Source organism: Occallatibacter riparius (genome assembly GCF_025264625.1).
GTDB classification, from domain to species: Bacteria; Acidobacteriota; Terriglobia; order Terriglobales; family Acidobacteriaceae; genus Telmatobacter; species Telmatobacter riparius.
The window spans coordinates 1614768-1634267 of the sequence record NZ_CP093313.1 but is presented as its reverse complement, the minus strand read 5'-3'; the positions used below and the strand labels follow the sequence as shown (position 1 = coordinate 1634267).

Genomic DNA, 19500 nt, shown 5'->3' with positions numbered 1-19500 from the left:
TCCTCTCGGATTTGCGGTGCATTCGATTATGTGTACAGCGGAAGGCCGACGTAATTCTCGGCGAGGCTGGTTGCGGCTGCCCGCGATGTAGTGACGTAAGACAGCTCGGCGAGCTGCCTCTTGTGGTCGAATCCGGATTCATCGTGAAATCGGTGCAGCATCGAGGTCATCCACCAGGAGAAACGCTGCGCCTTCCAGATGCGAGCCAGACATTTGCTTGAATATTGCCGGAGCTGTTCATCACTATTTTGGCGATAGTGTGCGTCAAGCGCTTCGCTGAGGTAGTAAACATCGGCGAAAGCGAGGTTCATACCTTTGGCGCCGGTGGGCGGGACGATGTGGGCTGCATCTCCGGCGAGAAACAGGCAGCCGTACTGCAGCGGTTCAACCACGAAGCTGCGCATGCCGGTGACGCTCTTTTGCAGGATCGGACCTTCGGCGGGCAGCCATCCGTCTGTGCAGCCGAGGCGGATGCGCAGCTCATTCCAGATGCGATCGTCGCTCCAGCTGTCGATGTTTTCGTTGGGGGCGCATTGCAGGTAGAGGCGCGTGATGCGCGTGGAACGCATGCTGTAAAGGGCGAAGCCACGGTCGTGATGCATGTACAGCAACTCGTCGCGCGAAGGGGAGGCTTCTGCCAGAATGCCGAGCCACGCGAAGGGATAGTTGCGTTCATAGACGGTAAGCGCGCCGGCAGGAACCGCGAACCGCGAAATGCCATGGAAGCCGTCGCATCCCGCGATGTAGTCGCAACGGATCTCGTCGAAGTTGCCGTTCTTATTGGTGCGGATGAGCGGCTGCGGCCCTTCGATGTCGTGCAGAGTTACGTCTCCGCATTCGAAGCGCAGGTCGCCATTGTCGGCAAAGCGGCGGGCTATGAGATCATTGACGACTTCCTGCTGACCGTAAACGGTGACACACTTGCCGGTGAGTTCCAAGAAAGAGATGTTGTGGCGTATGCCGTCAACGCCGATATCGATGCCGTGATGTTGCAGTCCTTCACGATTCAGGCGTTCGCTCAATCCTGCGTTTCGGAGCAGTTCAACGCTCGTATGTTCCAGCACCCCGGCGCGCACGCGCTCTTCGCAGTAGGCACGAGATCGCGCTTCGAGGACGATGGAGCTGATGCCGTGGAGATGCAGCAGGTGAGAGAGCATGAGTCCCGCAGGACCCGCTCCCACAATTCCGACCTGTGTCTCGGAACGAGCCATGCGTTACGGCTGCGCCTCCTGATCGAGCGAGAAGATTTCGCGCGCAGCATGGAATGCAGCGTTCGCCGCTGGGACTCCGCAATAGATGGCGCAGTGGAGAAGTACCTCGCGGATTTCATCTACGGTTACACCGTTGTTCCGGGCAGCCCTGAGATGGAGGCGGAGCTCTTCGCCGCGGTTGAGAGCGACCATCAATCCGATAGTCAACAGGCTACGCGTATGCCGCGGGAGGCCGGGACGCGTCCATATCTCGCCCCAGGCATAGCGAGTGATCAAGTCCTGAAATTCTGCGTCAAAACCGCTTTTGTTCTGCTCGGCGCGATCGACGTGTTCATGACCGAGCACAGCTCTTCGCACCTGCATGCCGGAGTCGTAGCGTTCGCGGTCATCCATGGGTCGGGCCTCCGGAGAGAAATGAAAGAGTTGCTTGAGCAAAGGCATCGGCCTGCTCCCATGCAGACATGTGGGAGGCATCGAGTTCGAGGTATTCTGCACGAGTTAATGCAGCGGCAAGAGCTTGTCCATCACACGGAGGAGTCGCCGGATCATGCTTGCCAGCGATCACGAGACAAGGCTCGTTGAAGGCGGCGATCGCATCACCCAAGTCGGTGTCGCGCAGCACGCCGCAGCAGGCGGCGTATCCAGTTGGATCGGTGGACGCGATCATCTGTCGCATGATTGCCATCTCATCGGGATGATGGGCACGGTACTCCGCAGTGAACCATCGTGTGAGCGTGGCCTCAGCAAGAGGGCCCATTCCTGACTCTCGAACGGTTGCAATTCTTTGTTCCCAAAGCTGCTGTGTGCCGATACGCGCCGCAGTGTTGGCGAGGATCATTCGGCCCAGTCGTTCGGGAGCGTTGATCGCGAGCCACTGGCCAACCATTCCGCCAAGAGAGAGGCCGCAGAAGTGCGCACGGGCTGCTCCGACCTGATCGAGCAGAAAGAGGATGTCGTGCCCGAGCTGATCGAGCGTGTAAGGAGGGACAGGGACGCTGCTTGCGCCGTGACCGCGGGTGTCATAGCGAAGAACGCGATATTGTTCTTCAAACGCAGGGAGTACTTTGTCCCACATGCGCGTGCTGGAGCCGATCGAATTGCTCAGGACCAGGAGATCGCCGCTGGCTCTGCCGCTCAGCTTGTAGTGCAGCTGCACCTGATCCCTTTTAGCTGCGGGCATCAGGGTCTCCACTGACGTTGTCGATGAAGCGCTGAGCACTGCCGAGGTAGGCGCGTGGATCGAGCAGGCGGTCGATGTCCTCTGGCGATAGATGATGAAGCAGGTCCGGAGTCTCCTTCAGAATATCGCCAAGGTGACGCTTCTCACGAAGTGCGCGATCGGCTGCACGACGCAGGAGTGCGTGTGCGGCGGACCGGCCGATCTTTGGAGCGAGCGCTGCGCTCACCGCTTCGGACATCGTGATCCCGAGAAGGTCGTCGAAGTTCGCTTGCATACGCGCGGTGTTGACCTGCATTGTTTCGGCGATCTGGACGGAGTACTCAAGTGCGGCAGCGGTGAGGCGGAATGCTTCGGGGACTGTGTCCCATTCTGCCTGCCACAGGCCCACTCCGCGCTCGTGCTCCTGAGGCATCACGTAGAGCATCGTCGAGACGAGAGCGGGCATTCTTGCATGCGCGGCCAGAACTGCCGCGCATGCGACTGGGTTGTGCTTGTGCGGCATGGTTGAAGAACCGCCGAGTCCGCTCCCAGTGGCTTCCCCAGCCTCGCCGACTTCAGATTGCATCAGTAAGGCGATATCGCGTGCGAACTTTGCGAGTGAGCCTGTGAGGAGCGCCAGCACCTGAACTATTTCGACGATGCGATCGCGCTGGGTGTGCCAGGGAAGTTCAGGTTCACGGAGGTTCAGGATTCGCGCAAGTTCCGCCGAGACCTCCTGGCCAGCTTCGCGCAATACCGACAGCGTGCCAACTGCGCCCCCGAGCTGTAGCACAGTTGCCTGGTGGAGGGCTGCGTGCAGGCGCTCGCAACTGCGACGCAACGCGGTAAGTGTTCCAGCTAGTTTGAGTCCCAATGTGGTGGGTGGTCCAGGTTGCAGCCACGTTCTGCCGGTCAGGATCGTGTGCGCATGATCTCTGATTTGCTTCGTCAGCGCGATCTCGAGCCGGTCCAGGGAAGAATTGAGCAGTGACCCCGCGACACGAATCTGCAGCATCAGTGCGGTATCAAGAAGATCCTGGCTGGTAGCGCCGAGGTGTATCGCCCTTGATGCGGCCTCGTCGCGCTGCTTCACAGCAGAGGTAAGCTGGCGCACGAATGGAATCGCAATATTTCCGACATCTCTGGCTTCGCGCTGCAGAGATTCGAAATTGACGAATTCGATGTCGAGGAGCGATTCCAGAATGGACGAGGATCCTGTCTCGGCAAGCCCGGCCTTCTCAAGCGCGCATGTGAGCGCCCACTCGAACCTTGCCATGGCTCGCAATTGCGCTTCGGGCGAAAAGGCGTGTGCCATCGCAGGCGTGGTGAAGAGGAACGAGTTCAGGCTGTCAGTCATCTCAGTGACTCTCACCAGGCGAAGAATACTGTTTCATCTTTACCTTGAAGGACGACGTTCCAGCAAAAGGAATTCTGGCCATCGCGGTGGGCAACGAGGGTGTGGCGTCGATCGGCAGGGATCGTGCTCAAAACGGCGTCAGTGCTGTTGCTTGATTCGCCGTCGAAATAGACACGGGAGATGAGGTGCCGCAAAAGGCCTCGCGCAAAGACGAGCACGAGCATGTGCGGCGCCTGCATCAATCCATCATTCGCTGTGATCTGAGCAGGCTTCGCCATGCGCACGCAGAAGTTGCCGTCGTCATCGGTTGCGGCTCTTGCAAAGCCCGTTGGGATCGCAGTCGGTTCGGCAAACGTGGCCGAGGGATTCCAGAATTCGAGCATGGCGTCGGCCACTGGGGCGCGATCGCGATCCAGCACCCGGCCGCGGATCGTGATTGTGTCCTTCTCGGCCGCTTCAGTTGGATCGGTCATGTATTCGAGGCCGATCCGGAAGTACGGACCAACTGTCTGCGAGCTGGCGGGAATCAACTGTGGTTCCGCGCTCATCGGGGACGCTCCTCGAAAGGTGTTTCGCTGCGGCCGCGCAGCACAATGTCGAACTGGTATGCGAGCGCGTAGTTTGGCTCGGCTCGCTGCATATCGAGCGAAGAGACGAGACGCATGCGCGCTGCTTCATCAGGGATGCTGTTGAAGATGGGGTCGAGAGGCTGCAGCGGGTCGCCGGGGAAATACATCTGGGTTACCAGCCGCGACAGGATTCCGGCGCCGAACAGGGAGAAATGGATGTGCGATGGGCGCCAGGCATTGTGGTGATTCCTCCAGGGGTACGGCCCGGGCTTGATTGTTTTGAAAGAGTAGCGGCCTTGCTCGTCTGTGAGGGTTTTGCCCGCGCCGGAGAAGTTGGGGTCGATCGGCGCGTCCCACGTGTCGACTTTGTGACGATAGCGGCCGGCCGCGTTGGCCTGCCAGATCTCGGCTAAAGCGTTGCGAACTGGACGACCGTCTTCATCGCGTATGCGGCCATGCACGAAGATGCGCTCGCCGATGGGTTCACCTGCATGCTGTGCGGTGAGATCGTTGTCACCTCTGCGAATCAACTCGTGGCCGAATACAGGGCCGGTGTTCTCTGTGGTCGTGGATGGCAGAGACACGAGCGGCATGAGTGGGGCTCGTGACATCGATGAGACGTAGGGCGGGTAGTAGTAGTCGGGCTGTGTTCCCGGCGCAGCGAGTTCTACGTTCGGCGTTTCGATCACACGAATCTCCTAGACCCGCTCGACTGCGAGTGCGATGCCCTGGCCGACGCCGATGCACATTGTCGCGAGGGCAAGCTTCCCGCCGAATTTCTCTATTTGATGAGCCGCGGTCATTACCAGCCGCGCGCCGCTCATTCCGAGAGGATGACCAAGCGCGATGGCTCCGCCCGTGGCGTTCACGTGGCCGGCATCTTCCGGCAAACCCAGTTGCCGGAGGCAGGCGAGCGCTTGGCTGGCGAATGCTTCGTTGAGTTGGATCCAGTCGAAGTCCGCGATACGCTTTTTGAGTAGTGACAGGAGCTTTCGCGTCGCGGGCACTGGGCCGATCCCCATGACACGAGGCGGCACGCCGGCTGTGGCCATGCCCAGCACGCGAGCGCGCGGACGCAATCCGTGACGCGAGATCGCATCTTCCGACGCGACGACCATTGCGGCTGCTCCGTCATTGATGCCCGAAGCGTTGCCGGCGGTCACGGTGCCGTCGGCGAAGAGGGGCTTGAGAGCGGCGAGCTTCCCGGGTGTGGTGTCGGGTCGAGGATGCTCGTCTTGCGCGACAGTTGTGACTTCTTTCTTGCCTGCAATTTGTACCGGAACGATCTCCTCAGCGAAGAATCCGTCGTGCTGGGCGCGGGCTGCGCGCATCTGGCTTCGCCAGGCGAAGGCATCCTGTGCGGACCGCTCGACAGCGCAATCGCGTGCGACGTTCTCGCCGGTCTCGGGCATCGAGTCAGTCCCGTAGAGGTCGCGAAAGCGCGGATTGATGAAGCGCCAGCCCAATGTCGTGTCATGGATTTCCGCCGAGCGTTGGTATGCGGACTCGGCCTTGCCCATCACAAACGGGGCGCGAGACATGGACTCCACTCCACCGGCGATGATGAAGTCGGCTTCACCGCAGGCGATGGCGCGTGCGGCTGTTCCTACGGCATCCATTCCGGACCCGCAAAGACGATTGATGGTGACGCCGGGGACCGCTTCAGGCAGACCTGCAAGCAGCAGCGCCATCCGCGCTACGTTGCGATTGTCTTCACCGGCCTGATTGGCGCAGCCGAGCATCACGTCATCGACCGCGGCCCAGTCGGCTTGCGGGTTGCGTCGCATGAGATAGCGGAGGGGAATGGCGGCGAGATCGTCGGCACGCACGGATGCTAACGCGCCTCCGTAGCGGCCGATGGGTGTGCGCATCGCGTCGCAGATGAAGACCGGCCTCACGCCGCTTCTCCTTGCGCGCCGTGCGCGGCCGCTGTGCGGGCTTTTAGATCGCGAAGGACCTGCAGTTCTTGGGGGCTTGGAGGTTCGGTTTCGGTGCAGCTGTCAGCAAATTGGATGCTCCAGCCAGTATTGGTGGAAATCGTATCGCGGCTCACACGTGGATGAATGCTGGCGACTTTCATCTCGCGCGTGACGGGATCGGGGTGAAGAATGCACAGGTCAGTGATGATCGCGACGGGGCCTTTGCCGGTGAGGCCGGCGCATTCGCGCGAGTCTCCTCCATGAAGGAAGCCGACGGACGTGACGAAATCGAGCTTCTCCACGAAGGTGCGCTTTGATTGCTTCACGATGATCACAACTTCTTTGGCAGAAGAGCTTATTTCGGGAGCCCCGCCTGCTCCCGGCAGCCTCACCTTTGGTTTGTCATAGGTGCCGACGACGGTGGTGTTGATATTCGCGAATCGATCGAGTTGCGCGGCTCCGAGAAATCCGACATCAATGCGGCCGCCCTGCAGCCAATAGCGAAAGATTTCCGGAGTCGATACGACGGTGTCCGCGGTCTCTGCGAGATTTCCATCGCCAATGGAAAGCGGCAGAACAGGCGGCTTAGCGCCGATGGGGCCCGACTCGTAGACGAGAACGGCATCGGGCGCATGGGTGAGTCGCGCAAGATTCGCAGCTGTCGAGGGCAGGCCGATGCCGACGAAGCACACCGCGCCATTGCGCAGCATGCGCGAGGCTGCGATCGTCATGATCTCGTCGGCCGTGAAGCTGGAGCTCATTGATACACCGCCTGCACATGAGGATCGCCTTGCAGCTTGAGGTATTCAGAGAAGTCGCGTGTTTCGAGAACGTGCTGGTTGAGCCAGCACATAAAACGATCACGTTCGCGCGAGATCTGGTCCCATGTGCGATAGAAGAGATTGTCTCGCTCGTAGTAGCCGTGCGCGTAGGAGGGGGAGGCACCTCTGGGCACCTCGCAGACGGCGGTGACGACCCAACTGGGCAGGACGCAGGCGTTCGGCGCCGCGTCGAGTGAGCGGACACGTTCTTCCACCGTGATGATGGCTGTTTTCGCAGCAAGTACCGCTTCCTTTTGCACTCCAATGATGCCCCAAAGAAGGACGTTGCCTTTCCAGTCTGCTTTCTGGGCGTGAATGATGGCGACGTCGGGACGTACAGACGGGGTGGCAGCGAGCACTTCGCCTGTGAAGGGACAGGTGATGCTCCGGATGCGATCGTTGACGCGCGCAAAGTCAGAGCCAGTGTAGCCGCGCAATACTGCGAAGGGCAGGTTGGCCGCTCCGGTCACGTATGCGTTGGCGAGATCGCTGTGACTACGCTCTTCGATTTCCAGTGGAGCAGGCCAGTCGTTCTCCACTGCGTCGCGAAAGCGGTGGAGCGAACCCACACCCGGATTTCCGCCCCAGGAGAAGGTTAGTTTCTTGGCGCAGCCGGCACCGATCAACTGGTCGTAGATGAGGTCGGGCGTCATACGAATCAGCGAGAGGTCACGGCGTTTCTGACGGATGATCTCGTGGCCCGCAGCGAAGGGGATGAGGTGTGTGAACCCTTCCATGGCTACGGTGTCGCCGTCGCGGACACCGGCAGCAATGGCTTCCGCCAGGCTGACCCACTCTGCCATCCGACCTCCATCGAATGAACGGCATTATTACGCGATCGAGCAGTTTTGTACAAGCTGTGCGATAATCGCCCATGCCCGTTTTGCTCAAGTCTCGTGCGGTGAGCAAAAAGGGGGTGCCCTCGGCGGATGTGCCGGAAGATTTATCCGGGCAGGCTGGAAATCCTGATTTCATGCTGTCGCTGGCGCGCGGACTGCGCGTGATCGAAAGCTTCGAGGCCCATCCAGAGGGCCGCAGCATCGTTGAGATCGGCCACAGCGCAGGACTCTCTCGGGCTGCCATCCGAAGGATTCTGCTGACATTGGAGTTGCTGGGTTACGTGGAGCGGTCGCGGCAGGTATACCGGCTCAGAACGCAGATTCTGCGACTGGGATTCTCGTTTTTGTCATCGTCGTCGGCAGTCGAGGCTGCGCGCCCTGTTCTGGAGCACATCACCGAGCAGCTGCACGAGTCGTCTTCAATGAGCATGCTGGAGGGCGATGAAATTGTGTATGTCGCCCGGTCGGCTGCGAGCCGCATTTTGGCCGCTGGCCTTTCAGTGGGGAGCCGTCTGCCGGCGTATTGCACATCGATGGGGCGCGTTCTGCTTGCTGCGCTGCCCGATGACAAGTTGGATGGCTACCTGCGCAGGCTAGACCCGCGGTCTTACACGCCGAAGACCATTACGCGGGTTCCGCAAATCAGGAAAGCGATTCTACAGGTCCGTAACGACGGCTACGCGATCGTAGACGAAGAGCTGGAGGCTGGGCTACGATCCATAGCTGTCCCGGTTTACACCCGCACCAACCAAGTTGTGGCGGCGATCAATGTGGGGACTCACGTGTCGCGTGTCGATCGAACCGCTCTCATCCGGCGCTGCCTACCGGCGCTCCAGGCCGGCGCGCGGGCGCTTCGCAAGGTTTTGATCTGAGGATTCACGAGTGGAGCGGATTCACCGCTGAGGAGAAGGAGTCACAAATGAGTTCTGTTTATCGTGCCGATCACGTGGGGAGCTTTCTTCGGCCAACTGAATTGCTGGAAACGCGGAAAGCTGGAGCCGGGAATGTCCGTGAAATCGAGGATCGGCATATCCTGCGCGTACTCAACCGGCAAAAGGAAATTGGGCTCGACGCATTCACTGACGGTGAGTTCCGACGCACGAACTTCATGAGCGACTTCACCGATGCGGTGGAGGGTTTTGACTTTGGCGACGCGGTGCAGCGCAAGTGGAACGAGGAGAAGAAGGAGGGCGCCGGAGCGGCGGTCAGCAGCATCAATGGGATCGTGACATCTGCTCTGAAGCAGCGACAGCCGTTGACGGGCCGCGAAGTTCCGTTCATGCGCGAGCATGCGCCGGGCCCAATCAAAATCACGCTGCCCAGTGCGACGCAGTTTCCTGCTATCTCGTTCAAGTACGGTATCACTGACAAGGTGTACCGCGATCCTTATGCGATGCTGGAGGCCGTAACAGCGATCATGGCGGAGGATATTCGAGGGCTCGCCACGAGCGGCATCTCGTATCTGCAGATCGACGCGCCTCGTTACAGCTATTATCTCGATCCCAAGTGGACGGCATGGATGGAGAAGGAGCTGCGTGTCGATCCGGCGGAGATGCTTGCCGCGTCCTTGAAGGCGGACAACGCATGCTTTGCGGCTGCGCGGCATCCGGACGTGACGTTGGCTATCCACCTGTGCCGCGGCAACAACCGCAGCCACTGGTATGCCGAAGGCGGCTATGATGCGATCGCCGAGCGCTTCTTTCATGAACTTGCGGTCGATCGCTTCCTGCTGGAATATGACGATGAGCGATCCGGTAACTTCGAGCCATTGCGCCTGATGCCGCAGGGAAAGACGGTCGTGCTTGGACTTGTGAGCTCGAAGCGGCCGGAGCTGGAGCGGAAGGGAGATCTTCTTCGGCGGATCGACGAAGCTGCGAAGCACCTTCCTCTGGAGCAACTGGCTGTCAGTCCTCAATGCGGATTTGCGTCGACGATGGAAGGCAACCTGCTGACGGAGGATCAGCAGTGGGCGAAGTTGCAGCTAGTGGCCGATGTGGCGCGCGAAGTCTGGGGTTAAGACATTTTCGTGAGCCACTGATAGACGTTGCCGTCTGCTGGACGTGCTTACGCTTCGAACGAGACGCCTGCGTCTGAAGGTAATTCTCGCTCGGACGCGACTCTCTTCGGGTTGGATTGCAGGAAGAGGCTGAGTATCACTGCTGCAAATGCCACTGCCGCGAGATAGACGATGAATCGAGGCAGATAGGCTCCCGCGCCATCGTACAAATGCCCGATCCAGAGAGGGCCGGTTGCGCCGCCAATGGCATAGGCGGTCCAAGACAGCCCGTAGAGCGCTGAGAAATGACGACGGCCGAAGTAGCGGGCGAGCAGATAGGGTGTCACGTCGGCTTCGCTGCCGAGCCCCACGCCAAGGACGGTTGCGCCCAGAAGAACTGTCCATGAACTGCCGGCGAAAGCGAGAATGAGCGTGCCCGCGGCGGAGAGTGCTAGAACGAAGCTCTGAATACGTTCCGGCGAGACGCGATCGAGGGCAAATCCAACACCGAGCCGGCCGAGGATTCCTGCTCCTCCGCGGATCGATAGAGCGAGAGCCGCCGTGGCAGCAAGCACGCCATGTTGAGTAAGGATGGAAGCGAGATTGGTCACGAGGGCGTTCTCGCTGAATGCGGAGAGGATGGTGATGACGGCGATGATCCAGAATGCAGCCATCCTCAATGCAGCTGGGACGGTCATGCCTATATCTGCGTGGTGCTCAGCGCGAACGACGGCGGCCTCAGGACGATTGCGCACCAGCATTGCGGTGAGAGGGAATCCGAGAAGCGCGATGCCCCCCAACAGCAGGTACCCGCTGCGCCATCCGTGATGTTCGATCATCCACTCCGTTAGGGGCGGAATCAGAATGGATCCTATGCCGCTTCCGGTGAGCAACAGTGCGATCGCCATTCCCCTGTGAGTTGTGAACCAAGTAAGAACGGTGCGTGTGTACGCAAATTGCGCGGTGGCGTTGGCGACGAGTCCGAGGATGAAATACGTGAAATAGTACTGAACAATATGCGGTGTCAACCAACAGAGTGAAGCAAGCGCAACCGCGAAGATCAGAATTGCAGGCAAGATGGTGCGGCGGGGAGGAAAGCGATCGAGCAGAACGCCGATGAGCGGTGAGACAAGCGCAACAGTAATGGCCGCGAGAGCGAACGCGGCACCCATTGCTTCGCGCTTCCAGCCGAAAGCCGCATGCAGAGGATCCAGGAAGAGGCTGAAGGTATAGGGAACGATGGGCGAAAAGCTAACCATGACCCCGGTGGCAGCGGCGGCGAGTACACCCCACCCTGGATAGTGACTTGATTTCTCTTCGTCTATGCGGCTGGGATTCGTTGTCATTATTTACCTGGTCAGGCATCGTCTGAGGAAGTTTGGCCGCGCCCGTAGGCGCGGCCAAAGAATGTCGCAGAGTGTACTTCCGCTGTGTTAGTACATGAATTTCAATGCGAACTGCACCTGGCGCGGGGACTGCGCCGCAAGGATATGGTTGAAGGTGGGCGAACTGATGTCGGAGTCGGGCAACCGGAAATTGGTGCGGTTGAGGATGTTGAACAACTCCGCACGGAACTGCACATGTGTGGATTCTGTCACTCTGAAGTTCTTGAGAGTGCCGAAGTCCCAGTCAGCGTAGCCGGGGCCGACGTTCACGTTGCGGCCTTCCGTGCCAAATTGACCGGCGTTGGTTACGGTGTCGAGCCGCTGGAAAGCGCCGGCATTGAGCCACGAGCCAACCTTGCGCGGTCCGCTGTTGGGATTTCCGACGATGTTGGGGCGCTGCGCCGAGAAGCCGGTAATCTCCGGCGCGCTACCCTGCGCCGAAACGTCGTTCGAATCGAAAACTGTGAAGGGCGTACCGCTCATCAACGTGGCGATGCCATTCAACTGCCATCCGCCGAGCGCCCACTGATACCAGTTCTGCGGATGGTTCCAGAACGGGAGAGCCCATTCGTAACTGCCAACGAAGCGGTTGCGCGCGTCGAAGAGCGAGAGCCCGCGCTCTGCGGCGAGATCGAAAGGATTCTGGGCCAGATCGTTTTCACCGGCGACTGGCTTGGCGGCCGATCCGGTGATGTTGAACGACGACACATCGTCGATCGCTTTCGACCACGTGTACGACGCGAGGAAGGAGAGACCGTGGCTGAACCGCTTGCGCAGCGACGCTTCCAGAGCGTGGTAGGACGAGCCGGCGATTCCGGCGATCTCGCCCGTGGATGAGAATTGGCAGCTACTTGGTGAGTCTTCGAGCGTGCAACCGGAATAGAGCCGCCGCTGATCGGCGTTGCTGGAATTCGAGATCGGCTGGCCGTTCACGTATCCGGGCACAAATACTGCTGGGTTGGCTTCGATAAAGCGCGGCAGACGCGTGCCCTTGGTTCCGACGTAGCCAAGCTCGACCAGCCAATCGGACGCGAACGAGCGCTCCACGTTCAGGTCCCAATCCTGGGTGTAAGGAAGCTTCAGGTTCGGCGCCAGAGTCAGATTCGTCAGTGGGGTGGAGAAAGTCCCCGGAGCCGGAGGATGGCCATTGAACGGATCCGCAAAATTCGGCAGGCTCACCTGCGGTGTTCCGAGATAAGGAGGAGCGCTGATCGGCGACTGCAGAGGTCCGCCCTGTCCGGTGTAGTACGGTTCATAGAACATCGCATACGACGAGGTTACCAGCAGCTTGCCGTCGCCGGCGGGATCCCACGCGATGCCAACGCGCGGAGCAAACGCCGTCTTTTCTGTTTGTATCAGGCCTGCGGGTACGCCTGAGTCGCCGGGATACAACAATCCCGCTGGGGCATCGGGCAGGATTTTGGACTGCTTGCCTGGCTCGAACAGCGAAAGCCTGTTGTGAATTTCGGTATACGGCGCGGGGAGCTCGTAACGCACGCCCGCGTTGATTGTGAACCGTCTTGAGATCTTATACGTGTCCTGCACGTAGGCATTGCCATTGTTGCCGCGAATGCCGCGCGCGAAATCGCCAATGCCCTGCAGGAAGACGACCGGCTGTCCAGTAAGGAAGCTGGCGAATGCATCGGTGACGGGGAATGGCACGAATACGAAGAAACCGTTGGTGGCGATGCCCTGCAGCACGTTGATCTGCTGATGCTGGTATCCGCCGCCGAACTTGAGCTCGTGCTTGCCGTGCACCCAGGTCAGCGATCCGGAGTAATCGAAGACATTTTCGTAGGTGTTGCGTGGGCCGGTGATGGGATCGCCGACCGTGGCATAACCGTTCACCTGGATGAACGGCGGTCCAGCTGCGACGTCAAGACTCGGTTCGTATTGGAAGCCAAAATCCGAGGGCGGCTGATGGTCTTCGCGCTCCCCGAATAGGAACTTGTTGCGGAGGAACGAGAATCGAAACACTCCGATGAGGGCCGGCGAGAAGGTGTGTGTTTCCTGTGCGACGAAGTTCTGCGCGCGCTGGTCTTCGCCTACGGGGAAGCCTGGCACGCTTGCGCCGCCGGGCGAGAGGGGGTCGATTTGAGAGAGCTGGTAGAACATGTAACGGAAGCTCAGGTTGTCGCGCTGACCGAGATAGTGGTCAACTTTGATGCCGAACTGATCGCTGTCGTTTTTCAGGGTTTGCGTTGTGGAGAGCAGGTTTGTGCCGGCGTTCGGAAGCGGGAAGAAGTTCAGCAGGTTCTTCGAAACGGAGTTGAATTGCTCCGGCGGCACCTGGTTGTAAGGGTATGGTTTGCGGGCGAATACATTGAAAAGCTGGCCAGACGGGTCTTTGCAGAAGCCCTCGGGGGTAAAGCCGCTGTCTTTACCACCCGGGCAGAGTTCGGAGAAGTCGCCACCGCGTTGAGCAACCGACGGCACCGTGGTCAGCTCTGACTCGCCCTGCCGATTGCGGAAGCCCTCGTAGAAGCCGAAGACGAAGGTCCTATCCTTTTTGATGGGGGCACCGATGGCGGCGCCAAACTGGTTTTGCTTCAGCGGCTCTTTCTGTTGCGCGAAATAGTTGTTGGCGTCGACTGCGTCGTTGCGCAGGAACTCCCATACTGTTCCGTGGACACGATTCGTGCCCGACCGGGTGATGATGTTCGTCGTCGATCCCAGCGCGCCTCCAAATTCGGCATTAGCACCATGCGTGATGATGCGGAACTCGCTGATGGCGTCCACAGGCGGCTTAAGGACGAACCCTCCGTCCACACCGTTGAAGTTGTTCGCGCCGTCGATGAGGAAGTTGTTTGATTCAGGACGCTGTCCATTGACTGCGTAGGCCTGTCCATTGCGCAACGAGCCGCCCGCTTCGGCCACTCCAGGCGTCAAAGGAACGACACCGGGCTGCAGCAATCCGAGTTGCGAGAAGTTGCGTCCGTTCAGAGGTAGATCTTCGAGCTCCTGCTGTTCCACTACCTTGCCCAGACTGGTGACGGTTGGCTCAATCAAGGGAGCATCGGAGCTAACCAGCACCTGCTGCTTTTCTGATCCAACCACGAGACGCGGCGAGACCGACGCCGTCTCGTTCACGTTGAGCGTGACGCCATCCTGCACGTATTCCTGAAAACCTGCCGATGCGACCTTCAGGCTGTAGTGCCCGACCGGCAGTTCCAGAAGGACGTAATTGCCATTGCGATCGGTGGTGGTAGTGCGCGACAGGCCCGTCTCCGTCTGACGAGCAGTAACCGAGGCGCCCTGAACGACAGCGCCGCTCGGGTCGGTAACGGTTCCGCGGATGATTCCAGTGATCTGCTGTGCAGACAGACTGAGGGAAGTGAGCACCAGAAGGGCAAGCAAATTGCGAAGGAACTTCATCTTTTTGACTCTCCCAGAAGACTTGGCTCTCCAAACAGAGTGAGGCTGGGTAATGGCTTGGCATCTTCGTTTTCTGGATCGCTGCGACGAGTGCGCCAGAGGAAGTGCCACAGTTCATCAGGGCTCCGCGGTCTTGGGGGCCCGGCGCGGAATAGCAGAAACAGGCATCCGCTCACGTCAGGGGAAAGCGATCAAGTGGCGGGTGTTCCAACGAACATTAAACGTTGTGCATTTGCGCTGTCCTGCATCAGTAGATGGGGGACTTGCTCAATCCTTCGATGGAGCCCTTCAAGCTTGGCGGCGAAGCCTATTCATGCATGTTATGGCTGGGTGTGAAGATGCAGTGCTCCTTCCGCGTCCTCACGTGAGATTTGCCGAAGGTGATTAGGGCAATGAACTGCCCTGATTCGCAGACGCATCCGCCTGATCCCGTCGCTTAGCTTCGACGAGTTTGAAGATGCGATCACTCAATGGCGCAACAAGGGCCGCCCACGCATGCTTCTCTTCCACGAAGGAGCGGCCATGATGTGCCAGATCCGACCGCAGTTCAGGGGAACTAAGGAGCCTGGAAATCTGAACGGCCCATTCGGCTGGTTGCTCCGCAACCAGCAGGTGCTTGTCAGGGATAGCGTCTAGACCCTCAAGACCAACTTTCGAAGTGACTACGGGGATGCCGAGCGACATGTACTCCAAAATCTTGTTCTGTACGCCAGCCCCAACCCTTAGCGGACACACGCCAATGGTGGCTCCATGCGCCGTAAAGCCGATATCGTCCACCGCACCCGTCACTGCTACATCCTGCTTTTCGAGTCGCCGGCGAAGCCCGTTGCCTATCTGGCCAATGACCTTGAATTTGGTTTTGGGGAACTGCGATCGAACCAGCGGAAGAACTACCTCCGCGAAGTACAAGATGGCATCTACGTTGTAGAAGGCAAAATTCTTTCCGATGAACACGAGGGTCTGCCCATCCGGTGCGTAGTCGAATCTGAACCTGTCGGAATCGACCCCGTTTGAACAGACCATCGACTTGTTAGATTTCTCGCCCTGGACGAGGAAATCGCGGTCCACGGCAGAGACCAAGACAGTCAGATCGCATCGATCGATGAGTTCGCGCTCGAAGCGAATGAGTCGTCGCGCCTCGATGCCGTACAAAGCTCCCCGAAGTAATCCCAGGTGTGCGGCGGTGCGCTCGTACGACAGCGAAATTGCGTCTGTCATTTCCAGCACTCGAGGCAGGTTGCACTCCTCAAGATACGAGGCGGTGCGGACCAAATGCGCGAGAACCGCGTCGTGACTTGAAGCCAGCTCTTTCACCCGTCGGGCGAATTGCGAGTTTCTGAAAAAACCTACCTGAAGTGGGATGTTCGATGGGAGTGCTTTAAGGAGCCCTGACAATTTCCTCGAGAAAGGGTGGAAGACTCTTTCCACAGAGGAGAAGGGGCTGTCCGGAGGAATTTCAAGCGACATCTCTCCCCTGGATTCGCAAAGACTCAGCAATGAGATATGGAAATCAGAGGAAAGGTATTTGCATAACTGATAGATCCGCAACCGATCGCCACCGATTGGCGGAAATGGCAGGCGGGGTGTAAGGACAAGGAGCTTTGGTTTCATTCGTCGAACCGATCTGAGGGTTCCTGCACGGAAATTTCTGTCGAACTGGCCTTAAGCGCGTCGATTCTCCTGGAGATTTCGCACTTCTTCCCAAAAAGAGTGGATGCGCTGGTGAACGATGTCCGGATGAAAAGCATGGGCGCGCTTGAGCCCTCGCTGAGACATCTCCTCTCTTATTTGTGCGTTGGAAAGTACCTGCTGAATCGCTTCTGCCATTGAAGAAGTGCTGTAGGGATTGAAGTACCGAGGAGCGTCGGCTCCAATCTCCGGAAGGCAGGTTGAAGAACTGCAGACAACGGGTGTCCCAGATGCCATTGCCTCCAGTACGGGGATGCCGAAGCCTTCGCAAAGGGAAGGCATCAGTAAGATTTCGGACTGCCGATAGGTTTCGCGCATCCCATCTTCCGTGAGATAAGGGAGGAAATCCACTCTATCGGAGATGCCCAGCTGCCTTGCCTGTGCACGGAAGGCCGCCTGTCCAGTTTGACTCACACCCGCGATCTTCATACGAATCCTCTGGTCAATTCGGAGCCCGGAGCACGCTGCGAACGCAATCAGCGCGCGCCCTAAATTCTTGCTCGGCGCCTCGCCCGCGACAACCAGAATGTAGCGGCTTTCCATTTGCTCAGTGCGGTCTGTAGCGTACCACTCCGCCGAGATGGTGTTGGGAATCACGCGAAGGCGGTTTGGCTGAACCGCGAACTTCTCGACGAGCTGACGCGCGGTAAACTCCGAGACGGTGACGACCAGATCTGCGCGCTTCACCGCGTGCGGAGCTACCAGCCTGCGATAGATCCTGCCGAGGTTTTGATACGCAGACCGAGACCATGGCAGCGCCTCCATAAAGATGAGGTCATGCACGACGAGAATCAGCTGCGTCTTGTCCGGAATACTGAGCGGAGACGTGTTGTAAGGTGCGATGAAGACGTCGATATCGTTCTGCCGCAGCAACCGCGGGACCGCGATCTGTTCCCAGGCGGGATATGGACGCGGCCCGAGGGAAGCCAGGTTCAAGCCATCGTCTCTGTCACCGGGTGCGCAGAATCCCAGGAATTCCCGTTCTCGTCCAGCGATGAGCTGTCGCAGGAACCGGCCCATTCCGCGGAACTTGCCGAGGCTCAGGCGCGCATCGTACGCAACGCGGAATGGAAAAGCTGCCCGTTGCGCGTCACCTTCGTGCATCGCACAACTCCATGCACGCTGAAGCGATTTCCCGACAGGCCGTGTCCCAGTTGAAGTGTCGAGCGCGAGTCAGCCCCTTCTGCTTCATCTCCTCGGCCAAAACCGGGTCAGACAGCAACTGTGTCATGGCAGAGATGATTTCCTGGACGGATTCCGGCCAGACGAGGAGGGCCGCATCAGCGGCTATTTCCGGCAGCGCAGTCACATTCGATGTAATCACTGGCACGCCTTCTGCCATTGCCTCGATGACCGGGAGACCGAAGCCCTCATGCAGAGAGGGGAACACGAACAGATCCGCGGCACGATAGACCAGTGGGAGGTCGTCGTTTTCTATGAAACCAGTCTGAATCACTTTCTCATCGAGGAGTTCCGGCGGGAACGACGGCGCACCGCCGCGGCCGCCCCCGATCACAAGATTCAACTCTGGAAACCTGCTCTCGATCGCGCGGAACGCCTTAAGCAAGGCGATGTTGTTCTGATTCGGTGCAGAGGAGCCGATTCCGAATACGTAGGGGCGGCGGATGTTGTACTTCTCCAGCGTGGTGCGCATCTGGGTCTCGTCCGCCAACGGTCCAGGTTCTACGCCCAGAGTAATCTTTCGCAGCTTGCGAGCCGGTACCGAAAGGGTACGGATGATCTCTTCGCGCGAGTAGTCCGAGTTCGTCAGGATGAGGTTGGAACGTCGAACGGAGACACGGATCATCGTGTGGTAATAAGCCTTATGAAAGATGTTTCGGAATTCGTTGACTGGATAGTTGATCAGGCTCAGATCGTGAACCATCGAGATGACTTTGGCAGAAAACGGAATGATAGGAATTTCTTTATCGTGGAACGTCACATACACGTCGATTCGATCACCCCGCATTTGGCGAGGCAAGAAGGTGTTGCACCAAAGGGTCTTCTCCTTTGATCCCCCGAAAGCATATCCAGCGGCGGGGTATTGCGATTTGATTGAGCCAGGATCGCTATCGAAATAGAAGAAGTAATCGTTGGCTTTATCCACCGACGCTATGTGCCGCAAGACATTGTGGCAGATCGTTCCGAAGCCTGTCCTTGGGTGCAGCGTCAATCGTGCGTCGATGGCAATTCTGCGCCTCATACTTATCTCGCCGGCACAGCATCCGATGGAGTGATTGAACCGCGCTCCTGCTCTGAAACCGCCATGGCCGCAACGTATTTTATTCTTGCATTTGGCGGATGGTTCGGGCAACGCAAGCTCGACGGCCTCATGGTCCTCATTAGCGGAAGATTCCGGCTCAAACCTAGTGGAGTATCTTTACAGAATGATCGGTTCCAAAGCCCTTTCAACGCTCAAGCATCGATTCCCCCGATTGTGGATGGAAACCAAGCTGCGGTTCGAAAGGAGCGGGTTTGAACCCGAGTTCTGGATGATTCCCCTCGTCTGCACCAATCGGCAAGACGCAATCGACATTGGCGCGAACATGGGCGAGTTTTCGTTCCTGATGTCCAAAACGGCGCGGCAGGTAATTGCCTTTGAGCCCAATGCAGATCTCAAGCCCTACCTGCAGCGCTTGCTGAGCTCGAACTGCCGCATTGAAACGATCGCTCTGTCATCTGGAAGCGGAACTGCCAGTTTGAGGATCGAATCGCACGACAGCGGCGGGGCTACCATTGAAGAGAAGAATCCACTTGGATGGGTAGAAAACGGACAAGACGTGTCTTCGCGCACCATTCAAAAACGTACTCTGGATAGCTATGACCTCAACAACATATCCTTCATCAAAATCGATGTGGAAGGTCACGAAGAGTCAGTTGTCGCCGGCGGTCTCCAGACGCTTCGGCGTAACATGCCAGTTCTCCTCATAGAATCTGAAGATAGGCATAATCAGGGCGCGCCCGCCCGTCTGGCGAAGGTTCTTGCGGAATTTGGCTATTGCGGCTTCTTTGTGAAGCATGGGGTACTGACGGACTTGAGCTTGATCCGTCGTGAAGATGTTGAGGTGGAGAATCTGCGGAAAGATAGAGCGTCGTATGTGAACAACTTCATCTTTGTTCCGAATGGGCGGGAGGACATAGTCAGTTCGTTGAAGCGGCTATGGCCGGCGCGAAGCTGAT

Annotated in this window: 17 protein-coding genes; 3 read left to right on the top strand and 14 right to left on the bottom strand. The window is 58.6% G+C overall.

Features of this window, described 5'->3' with window-relative positions:
- Window positions 1–26: 26 nt before the first annotated feature.
- Genes MOP44_RS06465 through MOP44_RS06425 form a run of 9 tightly spaced genes read right to left on the bottom strand, consistent with a single transcriptional unit; the run spans window position 27 to window position 7839 of the window.
- On the bottom strand, window positions 27–1211 hold the full coding sequence (locus tag MOP44_RS06465; protein ID WP_260795140.1) for a 4-hydroxybenzoate 3-monooxygenase: 1185 nt from the start codon (window positions 1209–1211) through the stop codon (window positions 27–29).
- 3 nt (window positions 1212–1214) lie between these two features.
- The gene (pcaC, locus tag MOP44_RS06460) at window positions 1215–1604 is read right to left on the bottom strand and encodes a 4-carboxymuconolactone decarboxylase (RefSeq protein WP_260795139.1); all 390 of its coding nucleotides are present in this window, start codon (window positions 1602–1604) and stop codon (window positions 1215–1217) included.
- Window positions 1597–2391, bottom strand: coding sequence for a 3-oxoadipate enol-lactonase (pcaD, locus tag MOP44_RS06455; protein ID WP_260795138.1), 795 nt, complete (start codon window positions 2389–2391; stop codon window positions 1597–1599). Before pcaD ends, pcaC begins: the two co-directional genes overlap by 8 nt.
- Window positions 2378–3727 (bottom strand): lyase family protein, encoded by a 1350-nt coding sequence (locus MOP44_RS06450; RefSeq protein WP_260795137.1) that lies wholly within the window; start codon window positions 3725–3727, stop codon window positions 2378–2380. Before MOP44_RS06450 ends, pcaD begins: the two co-directional genes overlap by 14 nt.
- 11 nt (window positions 3728–3738) lie before the next feature.
- Complete coding sequence (pcaG, locus tag MOP44_RS06445) at window positions 3739–4275, bottom strand: protocatechuate 3,4-dioxygenase subunit alpha (RefSeq protein ID WP_260795136.1); 537 nt, start codon at window positions 4273–4275, stop codon at window positions 3739–3741.
- Window positions 4272–4985, bottom strand: a complete 714-nt coding sequence (pcaH, locus tag MOP44_RS06440; protein ID WP_260795135.1) for a protocatechuate 3,4-dioxygenase subunit beta — start codon at window positions 4983–4985, stop codon at window positions 4272–4274. Before pcaH ends, pcaG begins: the two co-directional genes overlap by 4 nt.
- Before the next feature lie 9 nt (window positions 4986–4994).
- Complete coding sequence (pcaF, locus tag MOP44_RS06435; RefSeq protein ID WP_260795134.1) at window positions 4995–6194, bottom strand: 3-oxoadipyl-CoA thiolase; 1200 nt, start codon at window positions 6192–6194, stop codon at window positions 4995–4997.
- A complete protein-coding gene (locus tag MOP44_RS06430) occupies window positions 6191–6976 on the bottom strand; it encodes a CoA-transferase subunit beta (protein WP_260795133.1) in 786 nt (261 codons plus the stop codon). Before MOP44_RS06430 ends, pcaF begins: the two co-directional genes overlap by 4 nt.
- A complete protein-coding gene (locus MOP44_RS06425; RefSeq protein WP_260795132.1) occupies window positions 6973–7839 on the bottom strand; it encodes a CoA transferase subunit A in 867 nt (288 codons plus the stop codon). The genes MOP44_RS06430 and MOP44_RS06425 overlap by 4 nt, the downstream gene beginning before the upstream one ends.
- 71 nt (window positions 7840–7910) lie before the next feature.
- Between MOP44_RS06425 and MOP44_RS06420 the strand changes: the two genes are divergently transcribed.
- Together MOP44_RS06420 and MOP44_RS06415 are read left to right on the top strand one after the other, a co-directional pair.
- Window positions 7911–8747: an IclR family transcriptional regulator domain-containing protein gene (locus MOP44_RS06420; RefSeq protein WP_260795131.1), complete on the top strand. Its 837-nt coding sequence runs from the start codon at window positions 7911–7913 to the stop codon at window positions 8745–8747.
- 47 nt (window positions 8748–8794) lie between these two features.
- Window positions 8795–9892: a cobalamin-independent methionine synthase II family protein gene (locus tag MOP44_RS06415; RefSeq protein ID WP_260795130.1), complete on the top strand. Its 1098-nt coding sequence runs from the start codon at window positions 8795–8797 to the stop codon at window positions 9890–9892.
- 47 nt (window positions 9893–9939) lie between these two features.
- On the opposite strand, the gene MOP44_RS06410 is transcribed toward MOP44_RS06415, so the two are convergent.
- The 5 genes from MOP44_RS06410 to MOP44_RS06390 all read right to left on the bottom strand — a co-directional run bounded on the left by MOP44_RS06410 (window position 9940) and on the right by MOP44_RS06390 (window position 18523).
- On the bottom strand, window positions 9940–11217 hold the full coding sequence (locus MOP44_RS06410; protein ID WP_260795129.1) for an MFS transporter: 1278 nt from the start codon (window positions 11215–11217) through the stop codon (window positions 9940–9942).
- 87 nt (window positions 11218–11304) lie between these two features.
- Entirely contained in the window at window positions 11305–14631 is a 3327-nt protein-coding gene (locus MOP44_RS06405) for a carboxypeptidase regulatory-like domain-containing protein (RefSeq protein ID WP_260795128.1), read from the bottom strand.
- A 384-nt stretch (window positions 14632–15015) separates the two neighbouring features.
- Window positions 15016–15849, bottom strand: coding sequence for a glycosyltransferase family 4 protein (locus tag MOP44_RS06400; protein WP_260795127.1), 834 nt, complete (start codon window positions 15847–15849; stop codon window positions 15016–15018).
- Between the two features lie 444 nt (window positions 15850–16293).
- Window positions 16294–17424: a glycosyltransferase family 4 protein gene (locus tag MOP44_RS06395; protein WP_260795126.1), complete on the bottom strand. Its 1131-nt coding sequence runs from the start codon at window positions 17422–17424 to the stop codon at window positions 16294–16296.
- Entirely contained in the window at window positions 17411–18523 is a 1113-nt protein-coding gene (locus MOP44_RS06390; protein ID WP_260795125.1) for a glycosyltransferase family 4 protein, read from the bottom strand. Before MOP44_RS06390 ends, MOP44_RS06395 begins: the two co-directional genes overlap by 14 nt.
- A 184-nt stretch (window positions 18524–18707) precedes the next feature.
- Between MOP44_RS06390 and MOP44_RS06385 the strand changes: the two genes are divergently transcribed.
- Window positions 18708–19499: an FkbM family methyltransferase gene (locus tag MOP44_RS06385; RefSeq protein ID WP_260795123.1), complete on the top strand. Its 792-nt coding sequence runs from the start codon at window positions 18708–18710 to the stop codon at window positions 19497–19499.
- The last annotated feature ends 1 nt before the right edge of the window (window position 19500 follow it).